The organism is Arthrobacter sp. SW1 (genome assembly GCF_001766675.1).
Taxonomy (GTDB): Bacteria; Actinomycetota; Actinomycetes; order Actinomycetales; family Micrococcaceae; genus Arthrobacter.
This window is the reverse complement of record NZ_MJLT01000056.1, coordinates 52,553-74,354: the sequence shown is the minus strand read 5'-3', so window position 1 is coordinate 74,354 and position 21,802 is coordinate 52,553. Positions and strand designations below refer to the sequence as shown.

Annotated in this window: 25 protein-coding genes; 5 read left to right on the top strand and 20 right to left on the bottom strand. The window is 68.1% G+C overall.

The features are described 5' to 3' along the window. Positions 1 to 2: 2 nt before the first annotated feature. Complete coding sequence (locus BIU82_RS16370; RefSeq protein WP_070350521.1) at positions 3 to 695, bottom strand: hypothetical protein; 693 nt, start codon at positions 693 to 695, stop codon at positions 3 to 5. Between the two features lie 156 nt (positions 696 to 851). Here BIU82_RS16370 and BIU82_RS16365 point away from each other — a divergent pair, with 156 nt between their 5' ends. Then, complete coding sequence (locus tag BIU82_RS16365; RefSeq protein WP_070350520.1) at positions 852 to 1,679, top strand: aldo/keto reductase; 828 nt, start codon at positions 852 to 854, stop codon at positions 1,677 to 1,679. Positions 1,680 to 1,769: 90 nt separating this feature from the next. On the opposite strand, the gene BIU82_RS16360 is transcribed toward BIU82_RS16365, so the two are convergent. The 4 genes from BIU82_RS16360 to BIU82_RS16345 form a co-directional block, all read right to left on the bottom strand. Next, positions 1,770 to 2,117 (bottom strand): hypothetical protein, encoded by a 348-nt coding sequence (locus tag BIU82_RS16360; RefSeq protein WP_070350519.1) that lies wholly within the window; start codon positions 2,115 to 2,117, stop codon positions 1,770 to 1,772. An 89-nt stretch (positions 2,118 to 2,206) separates the two neighbouring features. Then, positions 2,207 to 3,580 carry an NAD(P)(+) transhydrogenase (Re/Si-specific) subunit beta gene (locus tag BIU82_RS16355; RefSeq protein WP_070350518.1) on the bottom strand — a complete coding sequence of 458 codons (1,374 nt, stop codon included), beginning with the start codon at positions 3,578 to 3,580 and terminating at the stop codon, positions 2,207 to 2,209. Then, positions 3,577 to 3,894, bottom strand: a complete 318-nt coding sequence (locus BIU82_RS16350; protein ID WP_070350517.1) for an NAD(P) transhydrogenase subunit alpha — start codon at positions 3,892 to 3,894, stop codon at positions 3,577 to 3,579. The genes BIU82_RS16355 and BIU82_RS16350 overlap by 4 nt, the downstream gene beginning before the upstream one ends. After that, positions 3,894 to 5,099 (bottom strand): Re/Si-specific NAD(P)(+) transhydrogenase subunit alpha, encoded by a 1,206-nt coding sequence (locus tag BIU82_RS16345; protein WP_070350516.1) that lies wholly within the window; start codon positions 5,097 to 5,099, stop codon positions 3,894 to 3,896. Before BIU82_RS16345 ends, BIU82_RS16350 begins: the two co-directional genes overlap by 1 nt. Before the next feature lie 326 nt (positions 5,100 to 5,425). On the opposite strand from BIU82_RS16345, the gene BIU82_RS16340 reads away from it, so the two are divergent. Together BIU82_RS16340 and BIU82_RS16335 are read left to right on the top strand one after the other, a co-directional pair. Then, on the top strand, positions 5,426 to 6,037 hold the full coding sequence (locus BIU82_RS16340) for an NADPH-dependent FMN reductase (RefSeq protein WP_070350515.1): 612 nt from the start codon (positions 5,426 to 5,428) through the stop codon (positions 6,035 to 6,037). Between the two features lie 115 nt (positions 6,038 to 6,152). Further along, positions 6,153 to 6,497, top strand: a complete 345-nt coding sequence (locus BIU82_RS16335) for a DUF1801 domain-containing protein (protein WP_070350514.1) — start codon at positions 6,153 to 6,155, stop codon at positions 6,495 to 6,497. Between the two features lie 10 nt (positions 6,498 to 6,507). Here BIU82_RS16335 and BIU82_RS16330 read toward each other — a convergent pair whose 3' ends face one another. From BIU82_RS16330 to BIU82_RS16275, 12 genes are all read right to left on the bottom strand, one after another. After that, positions 6,508 to 7,311, bottom strand: a complete 804-nt coding sequence (locus BIU82_RS16330; protein WP_070350513.1) for an IclR family transcriptional regulator C-terminal domain-containing protein — start codon at positions 7,309 to 7,311, stop codon at positions 6,508 to 6,510. A gap of 91 nt (positions 7,312 to 7,402) precedes the next feature. After that, positions 7,403 to 8,077 (bottom strand): 3-oxoacid CoA-transferase subunit B, encoded by a 675-nt coding sequence (locus BIU82_RS16325; protein ID WP_070350512.1) that lies wholly within the window; start codon positions 8,075 to 8,077, stop codon positions 7,403 to 7,405. Positions 8,078 to 8,079: 2 nt separating this feature from the next. Then, positions 8,080 to 8,775: a 3-oxoacid CoA-transferase subunit A gene (locus BIU82_RS16320; protein ID WP_070350511.1), complete on the bottom strand. Its 696-nt coding sequence runs from the start codon at positions 8,773 to 8,775 to the stop codon at positions 8,080 to 8,082. Positions 8,776 to 8,780: 5 nt separating this feature from the next. Further along, a complete protein-coding gene (locus BIU82_RS16315) occupies positions 8,781 to 10,010 on the bottom strand; it encodes a thiolase family protein (protein ID WP_070350510.1) in 1,230 nt (409 codons plus the stop codon). After that, entirely contained in the window at positions 10,007 to 10,489 is a 483-nt protein-coding gene (gene pcaC / locus BIU82_RS16310; protein ID WP_070350509.1) for a 4-carboxymuconolactone decarboxylase, read from the bottom strand. The genes BIU82_RS16315 and pcaC overlap by 4 nt, the downstream gene beginning before the upstream one ends. Beyond that, a complete protein-coding gene (locus BIU82_RS16305; protein ID WP_070350508.1) occupies positions 10,486 to 11,307 on the bottom strand; it encodes an alpha/beta fold hydrolase in 822 nt (273 codons plus the stop codon). Before BIU82_RS16305 ends, pcaC begins: the two co-directional genes overlap by 4 nt. Beyond that, on the bottom strand, positions 11,300 to 12,730 hold the full coding sequence (locus BIU82_RS16300; protein ID WP_070350507.1) for a lyase family protein: 1,431 nt from the start codon (positions 12,728 to 12,730) through the stop codon (positions 11,300 to 11,302). Before BIU82_RS16300 ends, BIU82_RS16305 begins: the two co-directional genes overlap by 8 nt. Beyond that, positions 12,727 to 13,326 (bottom strand): protocatechuate 3,4-dioxygenase subunit alpha, encoded by a 600-nt coding sequence (gene pcaG, locus BIU82_RS16295; protein WP_070350506.1) that lies wholly within the window; start codon positions 13,324 to 13,326, stop codon positions 12,727 to 12,729. Before pcaG ends, BIU82_RS16300 begins: the two co-directional genes overlap by 4 nt. Positions 13,327 to 13,332: 6 nt before the next feature. Next, positions 13,333 to 14,244: a protocatechuate 3,4-dioxygenase subunit beta gene (gene pcaH / locus BIU82_RS16290; RefSeq protein WP_083292393.1), complete on the bottom strand. Its 912-nt coding sequence runs from the start codon at positions 14,242 to 14,244 to the stop codon at positions 13,333 to 13,335. A gap of 38 nt (positions 14,245 to 14,282) precedes the next feature. Continuing rightward, positions 14,283 to 16,205: a sugar phosphate isomerase/epimerase and 4-hydroxyphenylpyruvate domain-containing protein gene (locus BIU82_RS16285; protein ID WP_070350505.1), complete on the bottom strand. Its 1,923-nt coding sequence runs from the start codon at positions 16,203 to 16,205 to the stop codon at positions 14,283 to 14,285. Beyond that, positions 16,205 to 17,089: a shikimate dehydrogenase gene (locus tag BIU82_RS16280; protein ID WP_070350625.1), complete on the bottom strand. Its 885-nt coding sequence runs from the start codon at positions 17,087 to 17,089 to the stop codon at positions 16,205 to 16,207. Before BIU82_RS16280 ends, BIU82_RS16285 begins: the two co-directional genes overlap by 1 nt. 197 nt (positions 17,090 to 17,286) lie before the next feature. Then, positions 17,287 to 18,057, bottom strand: coding sequence for an IclR family transcriptional regulator (locus BIU82_RS16275; RefSeq protein WP_070350624.1), 771 nt, complete (start codon positions 18,055 to 18,057; stop codon positions 17,287 to 17,289). 165 nt (positions 18,058 to 18,222) lie between these two features. On the opposite strand from BIU82_RS16275, the gene BIU82_RS16270 reads away from it, so the two are divergent. Both BIU82_RS16270 and BIU82_RS16265 read left to right on the top strand, forming a co-directional pair. Further along, positions 18,223 to 19,542, top strand: a complete 1,320-nt coding sequence (locus BIU82_RS16270; protein WP_070350504.1) for an MFS transporter — start codon at positions 18,223 to 18,225, stop codon at positions 19,540 to 19,542. Positions 19,543 to 19,756: 214 nt separating this feature from the next. After that, positions 19,757 to 19,993 carry a hypothetical protein gene (locus BIU82_RS16265; protein ID WP_070350503.1) on the top strand — a complete coding sequence of 79 codons (237 nt, stop codon included), beginning with the start codon at positions 19,757 to 19,759 and terminating at the stop codon, positions 19,991 to 19,993. Positions 19,994 to 20,014: 21 nt separating this feature from the next. On the opposite strand, the gene BIU82_RS16260 is transcribed toward BIU82_RS16265, so the two are convergent. The 3 genes from BIU82_RS16260 to BIU82_RS16250 form a co-directional block, all read right to left on the bottom strand. Next, positions 20,015 to 20,302, bottom strand: a complete 288-nt coding sequence (locus BIU82_RS16260) for a MoaD/ThiS family protein (RefSeq protein WP_070350502.1) — start codon at positions 20,300 to 20,302, stop codon at positions 20,015 to 20,017. Between the two features lie 8 nt (positions 20,303 to 20,310). Continuing rightward, positions 20,311 to 21,462, bottom strand: a complete 1,152-nt coding sequence (locus BIU82_RS16255) for a glycosyl hydrolase (RefSeq protein WP_070350501.1) — start codon at positions 21,460 to 21,462, stop codon at positions 20,311 to 20,313. 64 nt (positions 21,463 to 21,526) lie between these two features. Further along, entirely contained in the window at positions 21,527 to 21,727 is a 201-nt protein-coding gene (locus tag BIU82_RS16250; RefSeq protein ID WP_070350623.1) for a hypothetical protein, read from the bottom strand. Positions 21,728 to 21,802 lie beyond the last annotated feature (75 nt).

The window sequence follows — 21,802 nt, the reverse complement described above, 5'->3', positions numbered from 1 at the left end:
GCTCAGGCGTGTTCAGCCTCGTAGCGCACCTTGAGCGCGCCGCGCTTGATCTTGAGTTCGAGCACCCGGACATCCCGCAGGTCCTCGAGCCGGGCGACGTGCGTTCCGCCGCAGGGTTCGCTGTTGACGCCTTCGATGGTGACCGTGCGGTGCCCGGCCGCGTCGGTCGCCGCGCTGACCGCTCCGCCGCGGGTCAGGACGGCGTCGAGTGCCTCCTGGAGTTCGCCGCGGACCTGTTCACGGAGTTCCGGCGTGGCAAGCTCCGCTTCCAGGCCTTCGGGCGAGAAGTCCAGGCGCGCCTGCCCGGGGTAGTGGCTGTGGCCGGTGCTGGTCCAACCGCGCGCCTCGCCCAGGTGGCCGAGCACGTGGCCGGCGGTGTGGAGCGCGGCGTGGCGCTTGCGGAGTTCCGCGTCGATGGAGCAGCCGACGGCGGTGCCCGGCTCCAGCGCTTCCGTTCCGCCGCTGAGGACCACCAGTCCGTCGTCGTTGCGTGAAGGGGTTACCGGAATACCGTTCACCGTGCCCTCGTCCGAGGGCTGGCCGCCGCCCTTGGGGTGGAAGATGTTGGGGCTGACCGCGGCCCAGGCGCCGTCCCCGTCCGTTCCCGCGGCCACCACAGTGGCGGTGGTTTCGAAGAGGTAGGTATCGCCGTAGTAGGCCTGGTCCTGCTGGATGCGCGGTGCGTCGGTGCTCATTCCTCCAAGCTTAGGCGGGCTTCCCCCCGGGTGGGTGACGCATCCCATGCCTCTCCTGCTTGCGCGGGATAATTGCGTGTGCAATTATTTATAGCGCAAACGCAATAACCAGCGTCCGCAAGTATTTCCACGGCACGCACGACGAAAGACACCACCATGAGCACCGTTCCCACCATCACCCTGAACAACGGCGTCGAGATGCCGCAGCTCGGCTTCGGCGTGTTCCAGGTTCCGGACGAAGAGACGACGGCGGCCGTCGCCGCCGCCTTGGAAGCTGGCTACCGCAGCATCGACACCGCGGCGATCTACGGCAACGAACGCGGCGTGGGCAAGGCACTCGCCAACTCCGGAATCGACCGTGCGGAACTGTTCATCACCAGCAAGGTCTGGAACTCGGACCAAGGCTACGAGGAAACCCTCGCCGCCTACGACGCCAGCCTGGAAAAGCTCGGGCTTGAGTACCTGGACCTCTACCTGATCCACTGGCCGGCACCGGCCAACGACCGCTACCTCGACACCTGGAAGGCCCTTGAGAAGCTGCACGCGGACGGCCGCGTGCGTGCCATCGGCGTCTCCAACTTCGAACCCGATCAGTTGCAGCGGGTCCTCGAGGCCGGCACCGTGGTGCCCACGGTCAACCAGGTTGAGCTGCACCCGGCCCTGCAGAACCGCGCCGTCCAGGCCTTCGGCGCGGAGCACGGCATCGCCACCGAAGCCTGGAGCCCGCTGGCCCAGGGCGCCGCACTGAAGGATCCCGCAGTGCTGGCCATCGCCGAAGCGCACGGCCGCACTCCCGCCCAGGTGATCCTGCGCTGGCACCTCCAGCAGGGGCGCGTGGTGATCCCCAAGTCCGTGACGCCGTCGCGCATTGCCGAAAACTTCGATGTCTTCGGCTTCGAGCTGGGCGCGGAAGAACTGGCCGCGATCGACGCCCTGGAGCGCGACGGCCGCACCGGCCCGCACCCGGCCGAGTTCAACGGGTAAACGGGTTCCGGCCCCGCGGCCTCCCGCAAGGGAGGCCGCCTCTACGCGGCCTCCCGCAAGGGTGGCCGCGCCGGGGTGGCCACGCCGGGGCTATTCGGCGTCGATCCGTTCCAGCAGCTGCCCCAGGGCTTCGCGGATCTCGTCGTGGTCGTACTGGGCGGCGCGGCTTTCGCCGGAGATCACGGCGCAGCGGTGGACCTTCTTGAAGTCGCCGTAGGGGAATTTGTAGTGGCCCTTCTGGTCATCCGGATGCTCGTCATCGGCGCCCAAGTACCATTCGGAAAAGTCGTCGTAGCCGTTCTTTTCGAGGAATTCGTTTTCGTCGTCGGCAAACGGGGCGTGCTCGCTCCAGTCGTCGCGGATGTCCTTGACGGTCTTGCCGTCCCGGATCAGTTTCTTGGCGTGTTCAAAGGCTTTTTTGTTGAGTTTCACAGTCACAGCGCAACCCCGCTTGGTTTTGGCTTCCGGGTAACTGGCACCATCCAGCCTAGGCCGGTGCTGCGGCATGTGGAAGGCCGTGCGGAACCCTACAGCCCCTTCACCGCGCCCAGCACCTTGGTGAGCGACTCCTTCGCATCACCGAACAGCAGGGTGGTCTGCGGTTCGTACATGAGGTCGTTTTCGATCCCCGCGAAGCCCGGACGCATCGAGCGCTTGAGGAACACCACCTGCCGGGCCTCGGACACTTCCAGGATGGGCATGCCGTAGATCGGCGATCCGGCGGTGGTCTTCGCGGCCGGGTTCACCACATCGTTGGCGCCCACCACCAGGGCCACGTCCGCGGTCTTGAATTCAGAATTGATCTCCGCCATTTCCTTGAGCGATTCGTAGGGCACATTCGCCTCGGCCAGCAGCACGTTCATGTGCCCGGGCATGCGGCCGGCCACTGGATGGATGGCGAAATCGACGTCCACGCCGCGCTCTTCCAAGGCCTGCGCCAGCTCGGCCGCGGTGTGCTGGCCCTGCGCCACGGCCAGGCCGTAGCCGGGAACGATGATCACCCGCTGCGCGTAACCGAGCAGCACCGCCACGTCCTCCGCGCTGGACGAGCGCACGGGGCGTTCGCTCACGGCGGTGGATCCCGCCGTCGAGCCTCCCCGGAAGGCGCCGAACAGGATGCCGGCCACGCTGCGGCCCATCGCCGCGGCCATGGCGCGGGTGAGGATGGTGCCGGAGGCACCCACCAGCGTGCCCGCCACCACCAGCAGCACATTGCCGAGCACCAGCCCGGACGCCGCCACGGCCAGGCCGGTGAACGCGTTCAGCAGCGAAATCACGATCGGTACGTCCGCGCCGCCCACCGGCAGGACCAGCAGCACACCGGCCACCAGCCCCAGCAACAACAGCACGACGGCGAGCGCCCCGGAGCCGCCCAGCACCACCGCCGCGCCGGTCCCCACCGCCGCCAGCAGCACCAGCGCCATGAGAACCGGCAGCCCGCGGAACACCACGGGCCGGGTGGTCATGAGTTCCTGCAGCTTGGCGAAAGTAATGGCCGATCCGGCGAAGGACACCGCGCCCACCAGCAGCGTGAAGACCACGGCCAGGCGCACCCAGCCGTCGCCGGCGTGCGGCAGTTCCAGCAGCGCCACCAGGGCCGCCGCCCCGCCGCCCACACCGTTGAAGAGGGCCACGAGCTGCGGCATCTGCGTCATCTTCACGCGCCGCGCCACCGGTGCCGCCACGGCCGATCCCACCGCAATGGAGCCCAGGATCCAGGGGATGTTGTCCAGCTTCACGGACAGGAAAACCGCGACGACGGCGATCACCGCTCCGAATGCTCCCACCAGATTGCCCTGCCGGGCGGTGCGCGGGGAGTTCAGGCCCTTGAGGGCCAGGATGAAGCAGACCGCCGAGGCCAGGTAGAGAAGGGCGGTCCAGACAGGGCTGAGGAGGGTCATCGTGTGTCCTCCTTCTCCGTGTTCTTGCTTGCCACCGGCTTCCGCCCCCGGAACATCTCCAGCATCCGGTCCGTCACCACGAAGCCGCCCACCAGGTTGGCCGTGGCCAGCACGACGGCGAGCAGCGCCACCGCGAGCACCAGCGGCTCATGCGCCTGCCCGGCCACGATGATCGCGCCCACCAGGATGATCCCGTGGATGGCGTTGGCGCCGGACATCAGCGGCGTATGCAGGGTGCTGGACACTTTGGACACCACCTCGAAGCCCACGAACACCGCCAGCACGGTGATCGTCAGCAGGCTGATTCCATCCATTACTTCGCCCCCTCGGTTCCGGATTCCGCCGGCGCAGCGGGCGGCGCCGGCGCCGCGGCTGTGGTGAGCGCCGCCAAAGCTTCCGCCGTGGGCGCGTGCCGCACGCCGCCGTCGTGCGTCAAGCAGCAGCCGGCCACCACCTCGTCCTCCCAATCCGGCGCGAAGGCGCCGTCCTTGACCAGCAGCGCCAGGAGGTTGGCCACGTTCTTGGCGTAGAGGCGGGAGGCGTCGGCGGGCAGGGCGGAGGCGGGGTCCTTCATGCCCACCAGGGTCACGGTGCCGCGGCCGTCTGCCGTCGGAATCACTACGTCCTCTCCGGCCACTACGCCCTCCACATTGCCGCCGGACTCGGCCGCGAGGTCCACCACCACGGATCCGGGCCGCATACCCTCGACCATCGCCCGCGTCACCAGGAGCGGGGCGCGCCGGCCGGGGACGGCCGCCGTGGTGATGAGGACATCAGCCTGGGCCACGTGCGGGGTGAGCAGTTCGCGCTGCAGGGCGCCGCGGTCCGCGCTGAGTTCGCGGGCGTAACCGCCGGACGCCTCGGCCGCTTCGACGTCGAGCTTGATGAAGGTGCCACCCATCGAGGCGACCTCGTCCGCGGAGGCGGGGCGGATGTCGTTCGCGGAGACGCGCGCGCCCAGCCGCTTGGCCGTGCCGATCGCCTGCAAGCCCGCGACGCCGGCCCCCAGCACCAGCACCCGGGCCGGCGGGATGGTGCCGGCTGCGGTCATGTACAGCGGGAAGAAGCGCGGCAGCCGCGTGGCCGCCTCCAGCACACAGCGGTACCCGGCCACCAGTGCTTGGGACGTCAGCGCGTCCATCGATTGGGCGCGGGAGATGCGCGGCACCAGCTCCAGCGCGAAGGAGGTGACCCCGGCGTCGGCGAGCGCGCGCACCGTGGGAAGTTCCGACGACGGCGACGCCAGGCCCACGGTCACCGCTTTCCTTTTGAGCCGGGCGGCGGTGTCCGGGTCCAGCGGGCGGACATGGGCGAGTGCGTCCAGCGTGCCGAGGTCCAAAGTGTCCGTGGTTTCGGCGCCGGCGTCTTTGTAGGCCTGGTCCGGGTGGCCCGATTCCAGCCCCGCGCCGCTTTCGATGAGGACTTCGAGGCCCATTGCTGTCAGTTGCTTGACGGTTTCCGGCGTGGCGGCCACGCGCCGTTCGCCCTCGCGGCGTTCCCGTGCAATGCCCAGCTTCATCGCGCTCCTTCCCGGGACCTCCGTTGGTCCAGGCCTCCGTTGGTCCAGACCTCCGTTGGTCCGCGGCAATCACAAGCCCGTGCGGTCGTTGGCATGAGCCTAGCCCTGCTGCGGCGCGCGCGGGAGGGGGTGCTTCGCATGAGCGCGAACTGGCAGCAGATGCCCCTTAATTCGCGTTCAGAGGTCATCTGCTGCCAGTTCGCGCGCCGGCCCGGCCGTTCCTTTCCGCGGCCTGCCCCGTTAGGGTCGATGTGGGCTGGGGGAATCCAGTCCGCCACACCGTCGACGAGCCGGTTCCGGCCGGGCCGTCGGAAAGGAATGCAGACATGGCGAAGTACAAGATCGGCTACCTCGTGGGCAGCCTGGCCAGCAATTCCATCAACCGGACCCTCTCCAAGGCGCTCATCAAGCTGGCGCCGGAGGAACTGGAATTCCACGAAATCCCCATCCGGGACCTCCCGCTCTACAGCCCGGACTACGACCCCGAATTCCCGCCCGCAGGCAAGGCCCTGAAGGAAGCGATCGCCGCCTCGGACGGCATCCTGTTCATCTCCCCCGAGTACAACCGCTCCATCCCCGGCGCGCTCAAGAACGCCATCGACTGGGGTTCGCGCCCCTGGGGCACCAACTCCTTCGCCCGGAAACCCACGGGCATCATCGGCACGTCCCCGGGCAGCATCGGCACCGCCGTCATGCAGTCCTCCATGCGCAGCGTCCTCAGCTTCCTCGATGCCCCGCAGCTCAACGCGCCCGAGGCCTACATCAAGTTCAACGCTGACGCCTACGCCGAAGACGGCACGGTGACCGACCCCCACACCGCCGAGCTGCTGACCCATTACATGGAGGAGTACAGCGCCTTCGTGCAGCGCGTGCTCGCAGCCAACGCCCCCGGCCACATCGGCGACGAACACCCGGACTCGGACAAACTCAACCGCTAGTCCCCGCTCCCTTGAGCGCGAACTGGCAGCAGATGCCCCTAAAACGCCATTCAAAGGTCATCTGCTGCCAGTTCGCGCGTGGACGGAGGGGCTCGAAAAGCGCATCATGGCCCGTATGGGAACTGTCACCGACTACCTCGCCGGCCTCAAGGCGCCCAAGCGGCAAGTCTTGGAACACATTGTCGGGATCGCCCGCGAATTGGCCCCCGGCGTCGAGGAAGGCACCAGCTACGGGATGCCCGCGCTGCTGTTGAAGGGCAAGGGACTGCTCAGCGTTCTCGAAACCAAGAAGCACCTGGCGCTCTACCCGTACAGCGGCAAAGTCCTGGCCCATGTGGCGGAGGACTTGGAAGGTTTCTCGTGGTCGCCCGGGACGCTCAGGTTCAGCGCGGACAACCCCGTTCCGGACGCCTTGGTGCGCCGCATCCTGGAGCTAAGGCTCGCGGAACTCGGCGAATAGCCGGGAAAGCTCAGTGCTTGGCGGAGATGTCCGCGGAGATCAGCCCGGCGGTACGGATGATTTCCTCCCGCACCGAGTCGAGGTACGCCGCCGGATCGGCTTGCGCCGCGACGTTCTGGGCCTGCAGCGAGACGTTGACCGCGGCCACCACTTTCCCGGCGGCGTTCCGCACCGGCGCGGCCACCGACATGAGGCCCAGTTCCAGTTCCTGGTCCAGCAGGCACCAGCCCTGCGCACGGACCTTGTCCAGCTCGGCGGCGAGCGCTTCGCGGCTGCTGATGGTGCGCGGAGTCAGGGGCTTGAGCTCGACGGCGTCCAGGTACTCCCGCAGTTTCGCATCGGGCAAGCCGGCCAGCAGGACCCGGCCCATCGACGTCGCGTACGCGGGGAAGCGGGTGCCCACCGTGATGCCGACCGTCATGATGCGGCGGGTCGCCACCCGGGCGACGTAGAAGATGTCGGCACCGTCCAGCACCGCGGCCGACGTCGACTCCCCCAGTTTGCGGGACAGCTCCTCCAGGTGCGGCTGCGCGAGTTGCGGCAGCGAAAGTGCCGAGAGATACGAATAGCCCAACTGCAGCACCAGCGCCGTGAGCGCGAACGTCTTGCCGTCGGTGCGGACGTAGCCGAGCTCCACCAGGGTGTGCAGGAAGCGGCGGGCCGTGGCGCGGGTGAGGCCGGTGCGGGCGGCCACTTCGCTGAGGGTCATGAGCGGGTTGGCGGCGTCGAAGGCCCGGATCACGGCCAGGCCGCGCGCCAGGGACTGCACGTACTGGTCGCTGGCCTGTGGGGCCGCGGATGCTGCGTCGCTCATGGTTACCTATCCTATTGGCGTCCACTTGGCGCGAACGTACACTTGCGGCCCTTAAATCGCGGAAAACAGGGCCGCAAGTGTACGTTCGCGCTTAAGAAGCGGCGGGGGTCAGCGGCAGCGGAACGAGGGCCTGGAGTTCCTCGAAGGTGCAGCCGAAGGTCTCGCGGACGCGGACGCCGTCGGGCCCGGTGAGGAAGACCGCCTTGTCCGTGTACACGCGGGTCACGCAGCCCACGCCGGTCAGCGGGTACGTGCATTCCTCCACAAGCTTGGACACGCCGTCGCGGGTCAGCAGGGTCATCATCACGAACACGTCCTTCGCGCCCGTGGCCAGGTCCATGGCACCCCCGACGGCGGGAATCGCGTCCGGTGCGCCGGTGTGCCAGTTCGCCAGGTCGCCGCCGGCCGAGACCTGGAAGGCGCCGAGCACACAGATGTCCAGGTGACCGCCCCGCATGATCGCGAAGGAATCGGCGTGGTGGAAGTAGGACGCGCCGGGCAGCTCGGTGACGGGGATCTTGCCGGCGTTGATGAGGTCGCCGTCAATCTCCTCCCCCACAGCTTCCGGGCCCATGCCGAGCATGCCGTTCTCCGTGTGGAGCGTGATGTTCTGTTCCTCGGTGAGGTAGTTGGACACCAGGGTGGGCTGCCCGATGCCGAGGTTCACGAAGGAGCCCGGAGCGATGTCCCGCGCCACCAGGGCAGCGAGCTCGTTGCGGCCCAGCGGTTCGGCGGACGTTTGGAGCGAGGTTTCGAGGGTGCTCATTCTCAGGCCACCTGTCCTTCATTGCCGGCGGTGCCGGAAGAGGAAACCCGCACCACACTGTTGACGTAAATCCCCGGGGTCACGATGTTCTCCGGGTCCAGCGCACCCACCGGCACGATCTCCGAGACCTGCACGATGCTGTGCTTCGCCGCGGCCGCCATGATCGGGCCGAAGTTCCGGGCCGTCTTGCGGTAGATCAGATTGCCCTTCCCATCGGCGACGAGCGCCTTGATGAGCGCGACGTCGGCATGGATGGGGGTCTCGAAGACCTGCCATTTGCCGTCCAGGAAGCGGGTTTCCTTACCTTCGGCGAGCATGGTGCCGTAGCCGGTGGGCGTGAAGAAACCGCCGATGCCGGCCCCGGCCGCCCGGATGCGCTCGGCCAGGTTGCCCTGCGGGACGAGCTCGAGCTCGATCTCCCCGGCCTTGTACTTGGCGTCAAAGTGCCAGGAATCGGACTGCCGCGGGAAGGAGCAGATCATCTTCCGCACGCGCCCTTCCTTGATGAGCAGCGCCAGGCCCTGGTCGCCCTGGCCGGCGTTGTTGTTCACCACGGTGAGGTCCGTGGCGCCGGAGTCCAGCAGCGCGTCGATCAGTTCGAAGGGCTGGCCGGCGTTGCCGAAACCGCCGATCATCACCGTGGAACCGTCCTTGATCCCGGCCACGGCCTCGCCGACAGTGTCAATGAATCTCAGCATCTCGATCAGCCCTTCGCTGGGTCTGCCGACGGAGCGGCGCTTACGTTTTCCAGCACGACGGCGAGCCCCTGCCCCACGCCGATGCAGATCGCCGCGACGCCCCACCGCTGCCCGGAGGCCTGCAGCGAGCGCGCCAGGGTGCCGAGGATGCGCAGACCGGAGGCGCCCAGCGGGTGGCCCATGGCGATCGCGCCGCCGTGGCGGTTCACGATGGACGGATCGATGCCCCACGCGTCGATGCAGGCCAGCGACTGTGCGGCGAATGCTTCGTTAAGTTCGACGGCGCCCACCTGCTCCCAGCCGATGCCCGCCTTCGCGAGGGCCTTGTTCGCCGCTTCCACGGGGGCGAAGCCGAAGAACTGTGGGTCGTTGCCGTGCGCTCCGCGCCCGGCGATGCGGGCCAGCGGCTCGAGCCCGAGCAGGCCGGAAGCGGCCTCCGAGCCGATCCAGGCAGCGGAGGCGCCGTCCGACAGCGGCGAGGCGTTCCCGGCGGTGACAGTGCCGCCGTCGGGCCCGGAAGACTCCGGACGGAACACGGTCTTCAGGCCGGCCAGTTTCTCGGCGGTGGAGCCGGGGCGGATGCCTTCGTCGCGGACCAGTTCGGTGCCCGGAACCTGCGTCACCAGGTTGTCGTAGAAGCCCGCATCCCAGGCCGCGGCGGCGAGGTTGTGCGAGGCGGCAGCGAATTCGTCCTGGCGTTCGCGGCTGATGCCGTGCTTTTCGCGCAGGCGCTCGGTGGCCTCGCCCAGGGAGATGGTCCAGTCCTTGTTCATAGCCGGGTTTACCAGGCGCCAGCCGAGGGTGGTGGAGGCGAGGGTCATGTCGCCGGCGGGGTACGGCTTGGCGGTCTTGGGCAGTACCCAAGGCGCCCGGCTCATCGATTCGACGCCGCCCACCAGCATCAGATCGGCATCGCCGGCGTTGATCTGCCGGGAAGCGACGATCGCGGCGTCCAGCGAGGAACCGCACAGGCGGTTGACCGTGGTGCCGGGGAGGGACACCGGAAGACCTGCCAAGAGGGTGGCCATGCGGGCCACGTTGCGGTTCTCTTCGCCGGCGCCGTTGGCGTTGCCGAACACCACTTCGTCGATCCGCTCGGGATCGAGGCCCGGCGCCCGCTTCACGGATTCGCGGACCATGTGGGCGGCGAGGTCGTCCGGGCGGACACCGGCCAGCCCGGAGCCGAATTTTCCGAAGGGCGTGCGCACGGCGTCGTACACATAAGCCTGGTTCATGAGGGGTCCTTTTCTGGGGAATCTTGGGAGGGGGTGCCTGGGGAATCTTGGGCGGCGGCCGCGGAGTCGATCTCCGCGAACACGGTCTGTGCTGTCTTGAAGGCGGTGTTGGCGGAGGGAACCCCGCAGTAGATGGCGGTCTGCAGCAGGATTTCCTTGATCTCGTCCCTGCTCAGCCCGTTCCGGAGGGCGGCGCGGAGGTGCATGGCCAGTTCCTCCCAGTGCCCGTGCGCCACCATGGCGGTGATGGTGACGGCGGAGCGCATCTGCCGGGGCAGGCCGGGCCGGGTCCAGATGCCGCCCCACGCGATCCGGGTGATCATGTCCTGGAAGTCCTCGGTGAACGCGTCCTTGTTCGCGTTGGCCCGGTCCACATGCGCGTCGCCGAGCACTTCGCGCCGCACCACCATGCCGGCGTCGTAAATTTCCTGCGAAGTGGCGTCCGGGCGGACTGCACCGTGCCGGTCAAAGGTACTCATGCCGAAACCTCCTTCATGAAGCCGCGCATCAAATCTGCGACGGCGGCCGGTGCCTCAGCGGGCGCAAGGTGCGCCACGCCGTCGAGCGTTTCCACGACGGCGGTGCCGCCGCCGGCGGTAATTCCGTCTGCTACCTCGGTAGCCGTCGACGGCGGCGCCACCGAATCCTCGACGCCCGCCACGAGCTGCGTGGGGACCGTGATGCTGCCGAGTTCCGCGCGGACGTCATAGCCGGCGAGCGCCTCGCAGCAGAAGGCGTAGCTGAAGCGGTCGGCGTCGCGCAGGGCGTGCAGGAGACGGCTGCTGAGCTCCGGCTGGCGGTCCATGAAGCCGGGGCCGAACCAGCGCTGCGCCGAGCCTTGGATCATCACGGGAGTGCCCTGGGTGCGCACGGTCCCGGCGCGTTCCAGCCAGCCTTCCGGGGTACCGAGCTTGGCGCCGGAGCATTGTACGGAGAGGCTGCGGAGCCGCTCGCTATGCGCGATGGCCAGCTGCAGCCCGGTGGCGCCGCCCAGGGAGACCCCGGCATAGTGGAAACGCGTAGGCTGTCCCCCGGAAGAAGCGGGAGCCACCGAGTCCACCAGCTCCACGACGGCGTCGGCCAGCTCCGCCACGCTGAAGGTTTCCGCGGCCGCGGGCGACATGCCGTGGCCGGGGAGGTCCCATCCGATCACGTCGTATTCGTCGCCCAGCAGCGCGGCGGTTTCGCTCCACAGGATGGTCGAGGTGCCAAGCGAGGGGCCCACCACCAGGAGCGGCTTCTCCCCGAAGGGGCGCTGCGGGGAGAGCAGCACGGCTTTGATGACCGGCTTAGCCATGGGCTTGTCCCTTCGTGGTTGTTGGTGCGGTTGCCGACCGCGTTGTCGCGGCGAAGTCCGGATACGCGGCGAGGATGCGGCGGCTGATCTCCGCGGCCTCGCCCAGGTAATTGGCGGGGTCCAGGAGTTCCGCGAGCCGCTCGTCCGGCAGGAACTCTGCGGGAACGGCCTCGCGCAGGAGCCGCGCGTACGCGGCAGGCTGTTCGGCGGCCGGAACCTTGAGCACGGCGTCGACGACGGCCTGCAGCTTTTGCTTTCCGTCGCTGCCCAGCAGCGGCCCGACGGCGGCCGAGACCCCTTCGCTGAGCAGCAGCGGTCCGCTCAGCTCGAGGTTCCGGCGCATCGCCTCGGGGAAGACGCGCAGCCCTTCAACGAGTTCGCGCAGCTGGATGGCGGCACCGAGCGTGAGCGCGAGCAGGGTGCGCAGGGCCGGCCATTCGCTGTGCCAGGCACCGTCCGGGCGTTCGTCGTTGAAGGTGGCGGCGGCCAGGTGCAGCTGCCCGGCGAGCGCGGGAGCCTGAAACGCCGCGCTGCGGACCAGCACGGACAGCACGGGGTTCTGCTTCTGCGGCATGGCCGAGGAGACTCCGCGGCCGGCCGCAATCGGTTCGCCCAGTTCGGCCACCTCCGGGCGGCTGAGGAACACCAGGTCCGCGGCAATTTTCCCGAATGCGTCCGTCAGCGCGGCCAGGGCATCGCCCAGGCCGGTGACGGGGAGCCGGTTCGTGTGCCACGGCGCCGGGGCAGCGGCCAAGCCAAGCTTCGCGGCGAGGGAATCGGCCAGGCCAAAGGGATCGGCGGCGGTTCCGGCGGTCAGCACGGTGGAGGAGGCAAGGGTGCCGCCCGCACCGCCGGACTGCAGCGGCAGTTCCAGCGCTTCCAGGCGCCGGGCCGCGGCGGCCACGCCCTGGAACCACTGCGCGGCCTTCAACCCGAAGGTGTACGGCAGCGCATGCTGCGTCAGGCTCCTGCCCACGCACAGCGTGTCCGCATGCTGTTCCGCCAAGGCCGCGAGCGCCGTCGTCGTCCCCTTGACCTCGCTGAGCACGGCGGCACGGACGCGGTCGGCCAGCAGCATGAGGGCCGAATCCAGCACGTCCTGGCTGGTCAGCGAGGTGTGCACGGCGGGCAGCGCCCCCGGATCCGCCGAACGGACCCGTCCGCGCAGCTCGGCGAGCAGCGGGATCACCGGGTTGCCGCCGCCCTGCGAGCGTTCGGCGATCGCCGCGGGATCGTAGAGCTCCGGGTCAGCGGACTGCGCGACGACGGCGCCCGCACCTTCGCGGACCAGGCCCGCCTCTTCGAGGACGGCCGCCCAGGCGGTCTCGACGTCGAGGATCGCCGCGAGCACGGCGCGGTCGCCTGTCAGTGCGGCAACCGCGGGCGACGCCGTCACCGGGCTCAGCAGGCCGAAATCGCTCATCGGTACGCGCCTGTTTCGGTAGAGCTGCCCTGGAAATCGAGGAACACGGTTTCGTCCGTGCCCTGCAGGCGCACGTCCCACGTGAGGCCGCCGTCGGGGTCGCGGCGGGCGATGAGGGTCTTGCGGCGCTCCTCCGGCAGCGAGGACAGCAGCGGATCCTTGGCCAGCGCTTCCTCGTTCTCCGGCAGGTAGATGCGGGTGAAAAGGCGGTTCATGAGGCCGCGGGCGAACACCGCCACGGAGATGAACGGCGCCGCTCCTTCCGAGGTGGGGCCGGGGTTCACCGTGGTGAAGGTGAAAATGCCGGTGTTGCCCACCGCGCCGCGGCCCCAGCCGGTGAAGGTGTAGCCGTCGCGGACCAGGGAGCCGGTGCGCTGGACGATGTTGCCTTCGGCGTCCGGCTGCCAGATTTCCAGGATGGCGTCCGGCACGGGGTTGCCGGCGCCGTCGTACACGGTGCCCTGGAGGCGGATGCTGCCGGGGCTTCCTGGGGCGAGGAGTTCGCTGTCCTTGGCGAAAGGCAGGGCGTAGCCGTAGAACGGGCCGACGGTCTGGCCCGGGGTGGGGGTCAAACGGGTGGGGCTCAGTGTGCTCATTGCTTCCTACTCCTCGTCGTCGCCGGCGTCGCCGAATGCTTCGTTCTCGGTCCAGGTCCGCTTGGACCCGGTGAGGATGATGTCCCAGCGGTAGCCAAGGGCCCATTCGGGTTCGGTGAGGTCATGGTCGTAGCTGGCCACAAGCCGGTCCCGGGCGTCCTGGTCCACGATCGACTGGTAGATGGGATCCAGCGGGAACAGCTGGTCCCCCGGGAAGTACATCTGGGTGACGATGCGCTGGGTGAAGTCCGTGCCGAACATGGAGAAGTGGATGTGGGCCGGGCGCCAGGCGTTGAGGTGGTTCTTCCACGGGTAGGCACCGGGCTTGATGGTGGTGAAGCGGTAGGAACCGTCCGGGCCCGTGATGCAGCGGCCCACGCCGGTGAAGTTCGGGTCCAGCGGGGCGGGGTGCTGATCCCGCTTGTGGACGTAGCGGCCGGCGGCGTTGGCCTGCCAGATCTCCACCAGCTGGCCGGCAACCGGGCGGCCATCGCCGTCGAGCACCTTGCCCGCCACAATGATCCGCTCGCCGAGCGGCTCGCCGTTGTGCTGGATGGTCAGGTCAGCTTCCAGGGCGTGCACGTCCTGGTGCCCGAACGCCGGCGAGTACAGCTCGATGGTCTCCGGGTCCGCGTGGTGCAGGCTCTTGGTGGGGTGGCGCAGGAGCGAGCTGCGGTACGGGGCGAAGTCCAGGCGGGGCTGGGTCTCCGGGGCGGCGCCGTCCTTCAGTTCCCTGCGGTACGCCTCGCCGATCGCGGCGATTTCGGCGCTGATGTCCGCCTGCGACTCCGCGGCGGCGTCCAGCACGTGGGCCGCGTGTGCCTCGGCGGCGGGGACGAGCTCGTCAGTGTCCTGCCCGGCGGTTTTCGCTTCGGCAGCGCCTTCGGCGCGGTGCGTGCCATGTGCGTCGATGGTCATGGCCGGCTCCTTTCGGTTGCTGTGGTTTGGGTGCCGGCTCAGCGGCGGGCGTGGTCGGGATGCAGGGAGTCGTACTGGACGGCGTGGCGTACCGGGGCGTTCGGGGCACCGTAGCCGTCGTAGCCTCCGCGGCGTTCCACCATTTCGAAGAACACGCTGCCCACGGTGGCGGTGTAGAAGTGCAGGAACTCACCGCTGGAATCGCGGTCATACAGCAGGTTGAGTTCCTTCAGGGTGGCCAGGAAACCGGGTTCCATGTAGAAACGGGCGGCCAGGTCCTCGTAGTAGTTGGCCGGGATCTGCAGGAAGTCCAGGCCGCGGTCCTTGGCGGCCCGGGCCGTGGCCACCAGGTCATCCACCGCGAAGGCGATGTGCTCCTGGTAGCTCTTGTGGTGGGCGTCCCGCCCGTCCTGCTCCTGCTGGATCAGCGGCGCGAGGTTCAGCACCAGCCGCACGGCACGGTCCGAGGTCTGCATGACCTGCGAACGCACCAGGCCGGTGGGGCTCGGCACCTCCGCGAACGGCGCCGGTTCCAAAGCCAGCGCGCTCGTGTAGAAGAGCACGGCTTCGTCGAAGTGCTGCCAGGGCTGGGCCAGATTCACGTGGTCGATGACGGCGCCGGTCCCGCTTGACGCGGCAAGTCCGTCACCGAATTCATGAGTCCACGCCGCCGTGCCGTCCGGGCTGCCCTGGCACAGAAAAATCTCGGTGGAATCCGGGGCGGCGATGCCCTGGAAGACTTCCTCGTCCGCCTGCACCTTCCGCGGAACCACAGGTGCCTTGAGCTGCTGGGCGCGGGCGGAGGCAATCACGGGATTGTCGACGTCGAACCCCAGCGCCGCAATGGCGGGTTCCGCGTGCGAGGCCGCCTGTTCATTGATGATCACGCGGGCCTGGCCCATGGACCACAGCTGCACGTCCTTGGTGCGGTGCCGGCCTTCGAACGCGAAGCCCAGCTGGCTCAGGAGCTTCTCCAGCCCCGCGGTGTCGTCCGCCTTGACCTCGGCGAAGTTGAAGCCGGCGGGCTCCGCCACCTTGGGCAGCGTGGCCAGTTCCATCGGATAACGACGGCGGCCGGGCGCCTTCGCGGGGCTGCCCGCCGAAGCCGAGCCGGCGCCGTCGTTCCCGTTCGCACTGTTCGCGTCCAGCCACTTGGCGCTCTGTTCCTCAAGCCAGATCAGCGAGCGCATCGCGTCGATGGCGGTGCGCTCCACGTCCGACTGGCGGAAGACGTCGTTGAAGATCTCCAGCGACACCGGACCGGCGTAGCCCGCGCGGACGATGTGGCCCATGAACTTGGCGAGCTCGAACTGCCCCTCCCCGGGGAAAACCCGGTAGTGGCGGCTCCAGGACAGCACGTCCATGGAGAGCTTGGGGGCGTCTGCCACCTGCACGAAAAAGATCTTCTCCGCATCGAAGGCCTCGATGGGGGCGGTGTCCCAGTCGCGGGAGAGGATGTGGAAGGAGTCCAGGCAGGTGCCCAGGTTAGGGTGGTCCACCATCTGCACCAGGCGATGGGCGTGCTCGTAGTCGTTGACGTATTTGCCCCAGGCGAGGGCCTCGTACGCGACCTTCACTCCGTGCTCCCCGGCCAGCTGCGCAAGGCGGCCGAGCTGCTCGGCCCGCAGGCCGTCGTCGTCGATCTCCGCGGTGGCCACATTGCTGCACACCAGGACGGTGTCCATGCCCAGCCGGGACATGAGCTCGAACTTCGCCGCGGCGCGGCGCAGGTTCTCCTTGAGGAGTTCCGGCGGGACGCTGTCGAAGTCGCGGAAGGGCTGGTACAGGTCCAGGCCGAGGCCCAGGTCAGCGGCCGTTTTCCGGATGTCCTCGGGGCTGAGCGGCGAGGTGACCAGGTCCTGTTCGAAGATCTCGATGCCGTCGAAGCCCGCGATGGCACAGGCCTGCATCTTCTCCTTCAACGTGCCGGACAGGCACACCGTGGCGATTCCGGTGCGCATCAGGCGGCCACCTTTTCCTCGGCGGCGATCAGCTCGAGGAAGTGCTCGCGCATCCGGGCGGCATCGGCGTCGCGGCCGGTGAAGATGCGGAAAGCGTCGGCGGCCTGGCCCACGGCCATGCGTCCGCCGTCGAGCACGCGGCAGCCCTTGTCCCGGGCCTCGCGCACCAACTGCGTTTCGATCGGCCGGTAGACGATGTCCGCCACCCAGTGCCGCGCCTCCACGAGGGACATGTCCAACGGGGTCCCTGGATGCGCGGCCATGCCCACCGGGGTGCAGTGCACCAGGCCGTCGGCCAGCGGCATCAGCTGCGGCAGCTCCGCCGTCGAGCGCGCCGTGACGGTGGCATCCGGGAAGAAGCCGGACAGTTCGGCGGCGCGTTCGGCCGCGCGGGCGGGGTCCATGTCCACGAGGTCCAGGGCGCGGACGCCCGCGGACAGCAGCGCGTACGCGACGGCGGACCCGGCGCCGCCGGCGCCCAGCTGCACCACGCGCTCCAGCGAAGCGCCCGGCAGGCCCTCCGCGAGCGCGGAGGCGAAGCCGGAGAAATCAGTGTTGTGCCCGATGAAGCGACCGCCCTCGATCAGCACCGTGTTCACGGCACCCAGGCGGCGGGCATCCTCGGAGACCTCGTCCAGGTACGGCAGCACCAGCTGCTTGCAGGGGTGCGTGATGTTGAGGCCGTTGAAGCCCATACGGTGGGCGGCGGTGAGGAGATCGCCGACGGCGGTGGCCGGCAGGGCGAGTTCGAGCAGGTCGATGGGGCGGTACAGGCAGCGCAGGCCCTGGCGGTCCGCCTCCCGTTCATGCATGGCCGGCGACAGGGATGGCACGACGCCTTCACCGATCAGGCCCAGCAGGTAGGACTCGGCTCGAGTACTCATGCGCATTGCTCCTTTGACAACTCCGGCGGCGGCTTCAAGGAGGCCAGGCGCCTTGCGGTATGAACCAGCTTACACCCAGTGTTCATATATTGCACTAGTGTTCTTATCGCGAACTTTTACCTTTCCTCGATAAGCGCGAACTGGCAGCAGATGACCTTTGAATCGCGTTTTATGGGCATCTGCTGCCAGTTCGCGCATCACCGCTGGGGCAGGCGGGCCGAAAGTTCCGCGGCGGCGTCCTTCAGCAGCGGCACCACGGCCTGCATCTGCTCCACGCTCATCCGGAAGACCGGAGCCGCCGTCGCGAGCGAAGCGAAGGCGACCCCCTGACCGTTAAGGACGGGCGCCGCGATGGCGCGCATGCCCACCTCGTTTTCCTCATCCATCAGCGCGAAGCCCTGGCGGCGGATCTTCTCAATCTCGGCCCGGAACGCTTCGCGGTCGGTGATCGAATGCTCCGTGAGTGGCTCGAGCTCCAGCTCTTCGAGCAACTGCCCGCGTTCGTCGTCGGCCGCGAACGCCACCAAAGCCTTGCCCACCGCCGTCGTGTGCAACATGCCGAGGTGGCCGGGATCGCTGGTCACCCGGAACATCTGCGGACCGTCAACCTTGTTCACGGTGAGGTGGTGGTGGCCGTCCCGCACGGACAGGATGGTGGCCTCGCCCGTGGCATCCGTGACCTTCTGCAGGATGGGGCGGGCGGTTCCGGCAAAGCCGTGGTGATTGGAGACGCGCTGGCCCAGCTGGAACACCCGCAGGCCCAGGTGGTAGCGGCGGCCGTCCGGCTCGTAATCCACAAAACCGTCCCGCGTCAGCGAGCCAAGAAGGCGGTACGTAGTACTGAATGGCAGATCGGCCTGCCGCGACAGCTCGGAGGCGCTTGCCCCGCGGGGCTCGTTGCCCAGGAGCACCAGGAGGCCCAGGGCTTTGCCGATCATGTCCGTTTTCGAGTCTTCTTTGACGCTCATGAGGAAAGATTGCCACATCGTGAGAGCTATATCTAGATCGTGAGTAACTTTCTTGACAGGTGATCGCGCTCACAGCCATCATTTCTATATTGCACAAGTAGCTCCCACATCGTGAGAGCTTGGGGGAATCCCGATGCGACACCGTCGTCACAGCGAAGGAACACCATGAGCCACACCATCCCGTCTACGGCGCCGGGAACATCCGCTTCCCCGGGGACCCCCAAGAAGGCGGCCCTCGCCAGCTTCCTCGGCAGCGCCGTCGAGTACTACGACTTCTTCATCTTCGGATCGGCCGCGGCGCTGATCTTCCCGCACGTCTTCTTCCCCAGCGCGGATGCGAACGCGGCCATCATGTCCTTCGCCACCTTCGGCTTCGCCTACGTGGCCCGGCCCGTCGGCGCGGTGATCCTGGGCCACTTCGGCGACCGGATCGGCCGGCAGCGGGTGCTGATGTTCACCTTGGTCCTCATGGGCGCGGCCACCTTCGTGATCGGCTGCCTGCCGGACTTCAAGACCATCGGTTGGTGGGCACCGGCGCTGCTGGTCCTGGCCCGCCTCTGCCAGGGCCTTTCCGCCGCGGGCGAGCAGGCCGGCGCGTCCTCCATGACGCTCGAACACGCCCCGGACAACCGCCGTTCCTTCTTCACATCCTGGACCCTCACCGGAACCCAGGGCGGCCAGGTCCTCGCAGCGCTCGTCTTCATTCCCGTCGTCGCCCTTCCGGACGAGATCAAGTACGGCATCGGCTGGCGCATCCCGTTCTGGCTGAGCGCCGTCGTCGTCCTGGTGGCGTTCTTCATCCGCCGCACCCTGCACGAACCGCCCGCCTTCGCCGAAGCCAAGAAGAACCACCAGATCGCCAAGCTCCCCGTGGCCGACCTCCTGCGCCTGCACTGGCGCGACGTGCTGCGCGTTGTCTGCTGCGCCTTCATCGCCGCGGTCAGCACCGTCTTCGGCACCCTCGCCATCAAGTACGCCAAGGATGTGGCGCATGTTGACGGCACTGTCACCCTCTGGCTCGTAGTGGTGGCGAACATCGTGGCCCTCGGAACGCAGCCCCTGTTCGGAAACCTCGCCGACCGGATCGGCCGCAAGCCCGTCTTCATCTACGGAGCCGCGGCCAGCGCCGTCATGACCCCGGTGTTCCTGCTGACGCTCGAATCGGGCATGGTGCCGCTCATGTTCCTGGTGTCCATCGCCTACTTCTCCTGCGGGTACGCCGCCGCGAACGCCGTGTGGCCGTCCTTCTACGGCGAGATGTTCAGCACCCGCGTGCGCTTCTCCGGCTTGGCCATCGGCACGCAGCTCGGCTTCCTGATGGCCGGCTTCGCCCCGGCGATCGTCACCGCCATCGGCGGCACCAAGGCCGGCGGCTGGGTGCAGATCAGCATCTTCACCGGCGCCATCTGCCTGATCGCCGCAGTTTCCGCGCTCACCGCGCGTGAATCCTTCAAGACCCCGACGGCGGAGCTCGGCCTGCGCTAGCACCCGCACCACCCGCCGTCGCCACCTTCCAAAACCAGCGCGAACTGGCAGCAGATGCCCCTTAGATTCGATTCAGAGGGCATCTGCTGCCAGTTCGCGCTTAAGGACTTTTGGAACTTACGGGACGCTAACGGCCGCGAAACCACCCTGCAACATTCGCCCGCCACACTGGTCTTGCCGGCAAACGCCGGCGACTCCAGCCAAGGAGGCCACCATGTTGAAGGAAGTACCAGCCCGAACCACCCGAATCCGAGCCATCGACCAGCTGCACCGCGGCGACCAGATCGAAGCCCGCCTCTCCGTGGGCCCCGCGTACGATGACGTGGTCATCCGCAGGGGCAGCGTCCAGGAAACAGCGCCGGGCATCGGCGTCGTGTGGATCATGGACCAGCTGAGCGGCCTGCGCAAGGCCATCAATACGGACGAATGCACGCTGTGGCGAGTGGCCTGACCGGCCCGCCCCAGCAATCCCTCAACCGCCGGCCACGGACTGGATGATCACCACTTCCTGGCCCGCCGCCACTTCGGTTTCCAAGCCCCTCAGGCGCCGGACCTCTTCACCGTTGACGTAAATATTCACGTAGCGGCGCAGGGCTCCGGTCTCGTCCCGGATCCGCCGGGCAAGTACCGGGTAATCCCCGGTCACAGCGTCAAGCAACGCATCAACGGTCACGGCCCCGCCGGCGGGCGCAGTCAGTACGGACTGCCCGCCGGCGAGAGGCTGCAGGACTCCCGGCAGCACCACGGTGATCTCAGCCAAGTCCGCCCCTAGCCCCCGGCCGGCGCAGCCGCGGCGTCGGCCGGGACGGGAGCGGCGGCGCCACGCACCACGGCAGCCCGAACGCACAGCACATCCGGCAGGTGCGACACCACCTCGCTGAAACTCTCCCCCTCATCCGCACTCGCGTAGACCGCGCCGCCCCTGGTCCCGAAATACACGCCCACAGGTTCGGCGGTATCCACGGACGCCGCATCACGCAGCACCGCGTTGTACTCCCGCTCCGGCAGGCCGGTTTCCAGTCGCTTCCAACTGGCCCCGGCGTCGTCAGTCCGGTGCACGGCGAGCCGGGCATCCGGCGGGATGCGTTCGCCGTCGGCCTTCAACGGAATCACCCAGGCGGTGCCGGAGCGGCGCGGATGGGTGAGCATCACGAAACCGAAGTCCGCGGGCAGGCCCTCCGCGATCGACTCCCAGTTCTCGCCGCCGTCGTCCGTGCGGTAGACGCCGTGGTGGTTCTGCGCGTACAGGCGGCCGTCGACGGCGGCATCCGCCGCGATCTTGTGCACGCACTGGCCGAACTCGGGATTGGGATCCGGCATGAAGTACGCCGAGATCCCCTTGTTGCGGGCCTCCCAGGAGGCGCCGCCGTCGAGCGATCTGTATACGCCGCCGGTGCTCATGGCGATGTGCACCTTCTCGCCGCTGGGATCCACCACGATCGAGTGCGCCGCCGCGCCGCCGTAGCCGGCGCCCCACTCGCTGCGGTGCGGGTGGTCCCAGAGGCCGCGGTTCAGCTCGAAATGCTCGCCGCCGTCGGTGGATTTCCAGACGGAAATCGGCTCGCAGCCGGCCCAGACGACGCCGGGCCGGGAGTCGGCGTCGGGATAGATCTGCCAGACCCGCTCCAATGCAGCCCCGGCATCTTCGGGAAAGGAAATGGCCCCGTGTTCCGGTTCGGTCCACGAGGCGCCAAGGTCATCGGAGTGCGCCACGGTGGGCCCCCAATGTTCGGACCGCACGCCAACCATGATGCGCGGAGATTCCCCGCGGGTATCGATCCCGATGCTGGGGATCTCGCTCATGAGGAAATGCGGGCCGGTGAGGGACCATTCCTTGCGGTCCTCGCTGTGCGCAAGCCACAAGCCTTTTTTGGTCCCGATCGCCAAGATGTAACTCTCTGCGTTAGCCATGGTCCCCATGCAACCACCAGGCGCAGCGGGTGGCAACGGGTTTTTGCCGGCTACGGTCCGTTATCCGCCAGGGTCAGTCCACAAACTCCGATTGGGTTTCGATGAAGTCCCAGTCGGCCTGGCTCAGTCCGCCACTGAGGCTGTCCGGATGCGGGCCGCCGGCTTCCGCGATTCCTTGGAGGACGCCCAGGGGCAGCTCCGTGGCCCGCAGGTTTTCCCGCAGCCATTCTTTGCTTTCAAGGTCCAGATCCAGCCACCACATGAAGATTTCCATGCGGACCACCCCTTTCTGTGCACTTAACGCTAGGCGCGCCACGGGTGCTGTTCAATATACGGTCCGGGCCACTTG

Coding starts and splice junctions, on each gene's coding strand:
- BIU82_RS16305 (WP_070350508.1), bottom strand. CDS start 11,307: ATGGCTAAGCCGGTCATCAAAGCCGTGCTGCTCTCCCCGCAGCGCCCC.
- BIU82_RS16325 (WP_070350512.1), bottom strand. CDS start 8,077: ATGAGCACCCTCGAAACCTCGCTCCAAACGTCCGCCGAACCGCTGGGC.
- BIU82_RS16370 (WP_070350521.1), bottom strand. CDS start 695: ATGAGCACCGACGCACCGCGCATCCAGCAGGACCAGGCCTACTACGGC.
- BIU82_RS16335 (WP_070350514.1), top strand. CDS start 6,153: ATGGGAACTGTCACCGACTACCTCGCCGGCCTCAAGGCGCCCAAGCGG.
- BIU82_RS16350 (WP_070350517.1), bottom strand. CDS start 3,894: ATGGATGGAATCAGCCTGCTGACGATCACCGTGCTGGCGGTGTTCGTG.
- pcaG (WP_070350506.1), bottom strand. CDS start 13,326: ATGAGCACACTGAGCCCCACCCGTTTGACCCCCACCCCGGGCCAGACC.
- BIU82_RS16300 (WP_070350507.1), bottom strand. CDS start 12,730: ATGAGCGATTTCGGCCTGCTGAGCCCGGTGACGGCGTCGCCCGCGGTT.
- BIU82_RS16270 (WP_070350504.1), top strand. CDS start 18,223: ATGAGCCACACCATCCCGTCTACGGCGCCGGGAACATCCGCTTCCCCG.
- BIU82_RS16275 (WP_070350624.1), bottom strand. CDS start 18,057: ATGAGCGTCAAAGAAGACTCGAAAACGGACATGATCGGCAAAGCCCTG.
- pcaC (WP_070350509.1), bottom strand. CDS start 10,489: ATGAGTACCTTTGACCGGCACGGTGCAGTCCGCCCGGACGCCACTTCG.
- BIU82_RS16345 (WP_070350516.1), bottom strand. CDS start 5,099: ATGAAGCTGGGCATTGCACGGGAACGCCGCGAGGGCGAACGGCGCGTG.
- BIU82_RS16355 (WP_070350518.1), bottom strand. CDS start 3,580: ATGACCCTCCTCAGCCCTGTCTGGACCGCCCTTCTCTACCTGGCCTCG.
- pcaH (WP_083292393.1), bottom strand. CDS start 14,244: ATGACCATCGACGCACATGGCACGCACCGCGCCGAAGGCGCTGCCGAA.
- BIU82_RS16255 (WP_070350501.1), bottom strand. CDS start 21,462: ATGGGGACCATGGCTAACGCAGAGAGTTACATCTTGGCGATCGGGACC.
- BIU82_RS16365 (WP_070350520.1), top strand. CDS start 852: ATGAGCACCGTTCCCACCATCACCCTGAACAACGGCGTCGAGATGCCG.
- BIU82_RS16265 (WP_070350503.1), top strand. CDS start 19,757: ATGTTGAAGGAAGTACCAGCCCGAACCACCCGAATCCGAGCCATCGAC.
- BIU82_RS16340 (WP_070350515.1), top strand. CDS start 5,426: ATGGCGAAGTACAAGATCGGCTACCTCGTGGGCAGCCTGGCCAGCAAT.
- BIU82_RS16250 (WP_070350623.1), bottom strand. CDS start 21,727: ATGGAAATCTTCATGTGGTGGCTGGATCTGGACCTTGAAAGCAAAGAA.
- BIU82_RS16315 (WP_070350510.1), bottom strand. CDS start 10,010: ATGAACCAGGCTTATGTGTACGACGCCGTGCGCACGCCCTTCGGAAAA.
- BIU82_RS16320 (WP_070350511.1), bottom strand. CDS start 8,775: ATGCTGAGATTCATTGACACTGTCGGCGAGGCCGTGGCCGGGATCAAG.
- BIU82_RS16285 (WP_070350505.1), bottom strand. CDS start 16,205: ATGCGCACCGGAATCGCCACGGTGTGCCTGTCCGGCACGTTGAAGGAG.
- BIU82_RS16330 (WP_070350513.1), bottom strand. CDS start 7,311: ATGAGCGACGCAGCATCCGCGGCCCCACAGGCCAGCGACCAGTACGTG.
- BIU82_RS16280 (WP_070350625.1), bottom strand. CDS start 17,089: ATGAGTACTCGAGCCGAGTCCTACCTGCTGGGCCTGATCGGTGAAGGC.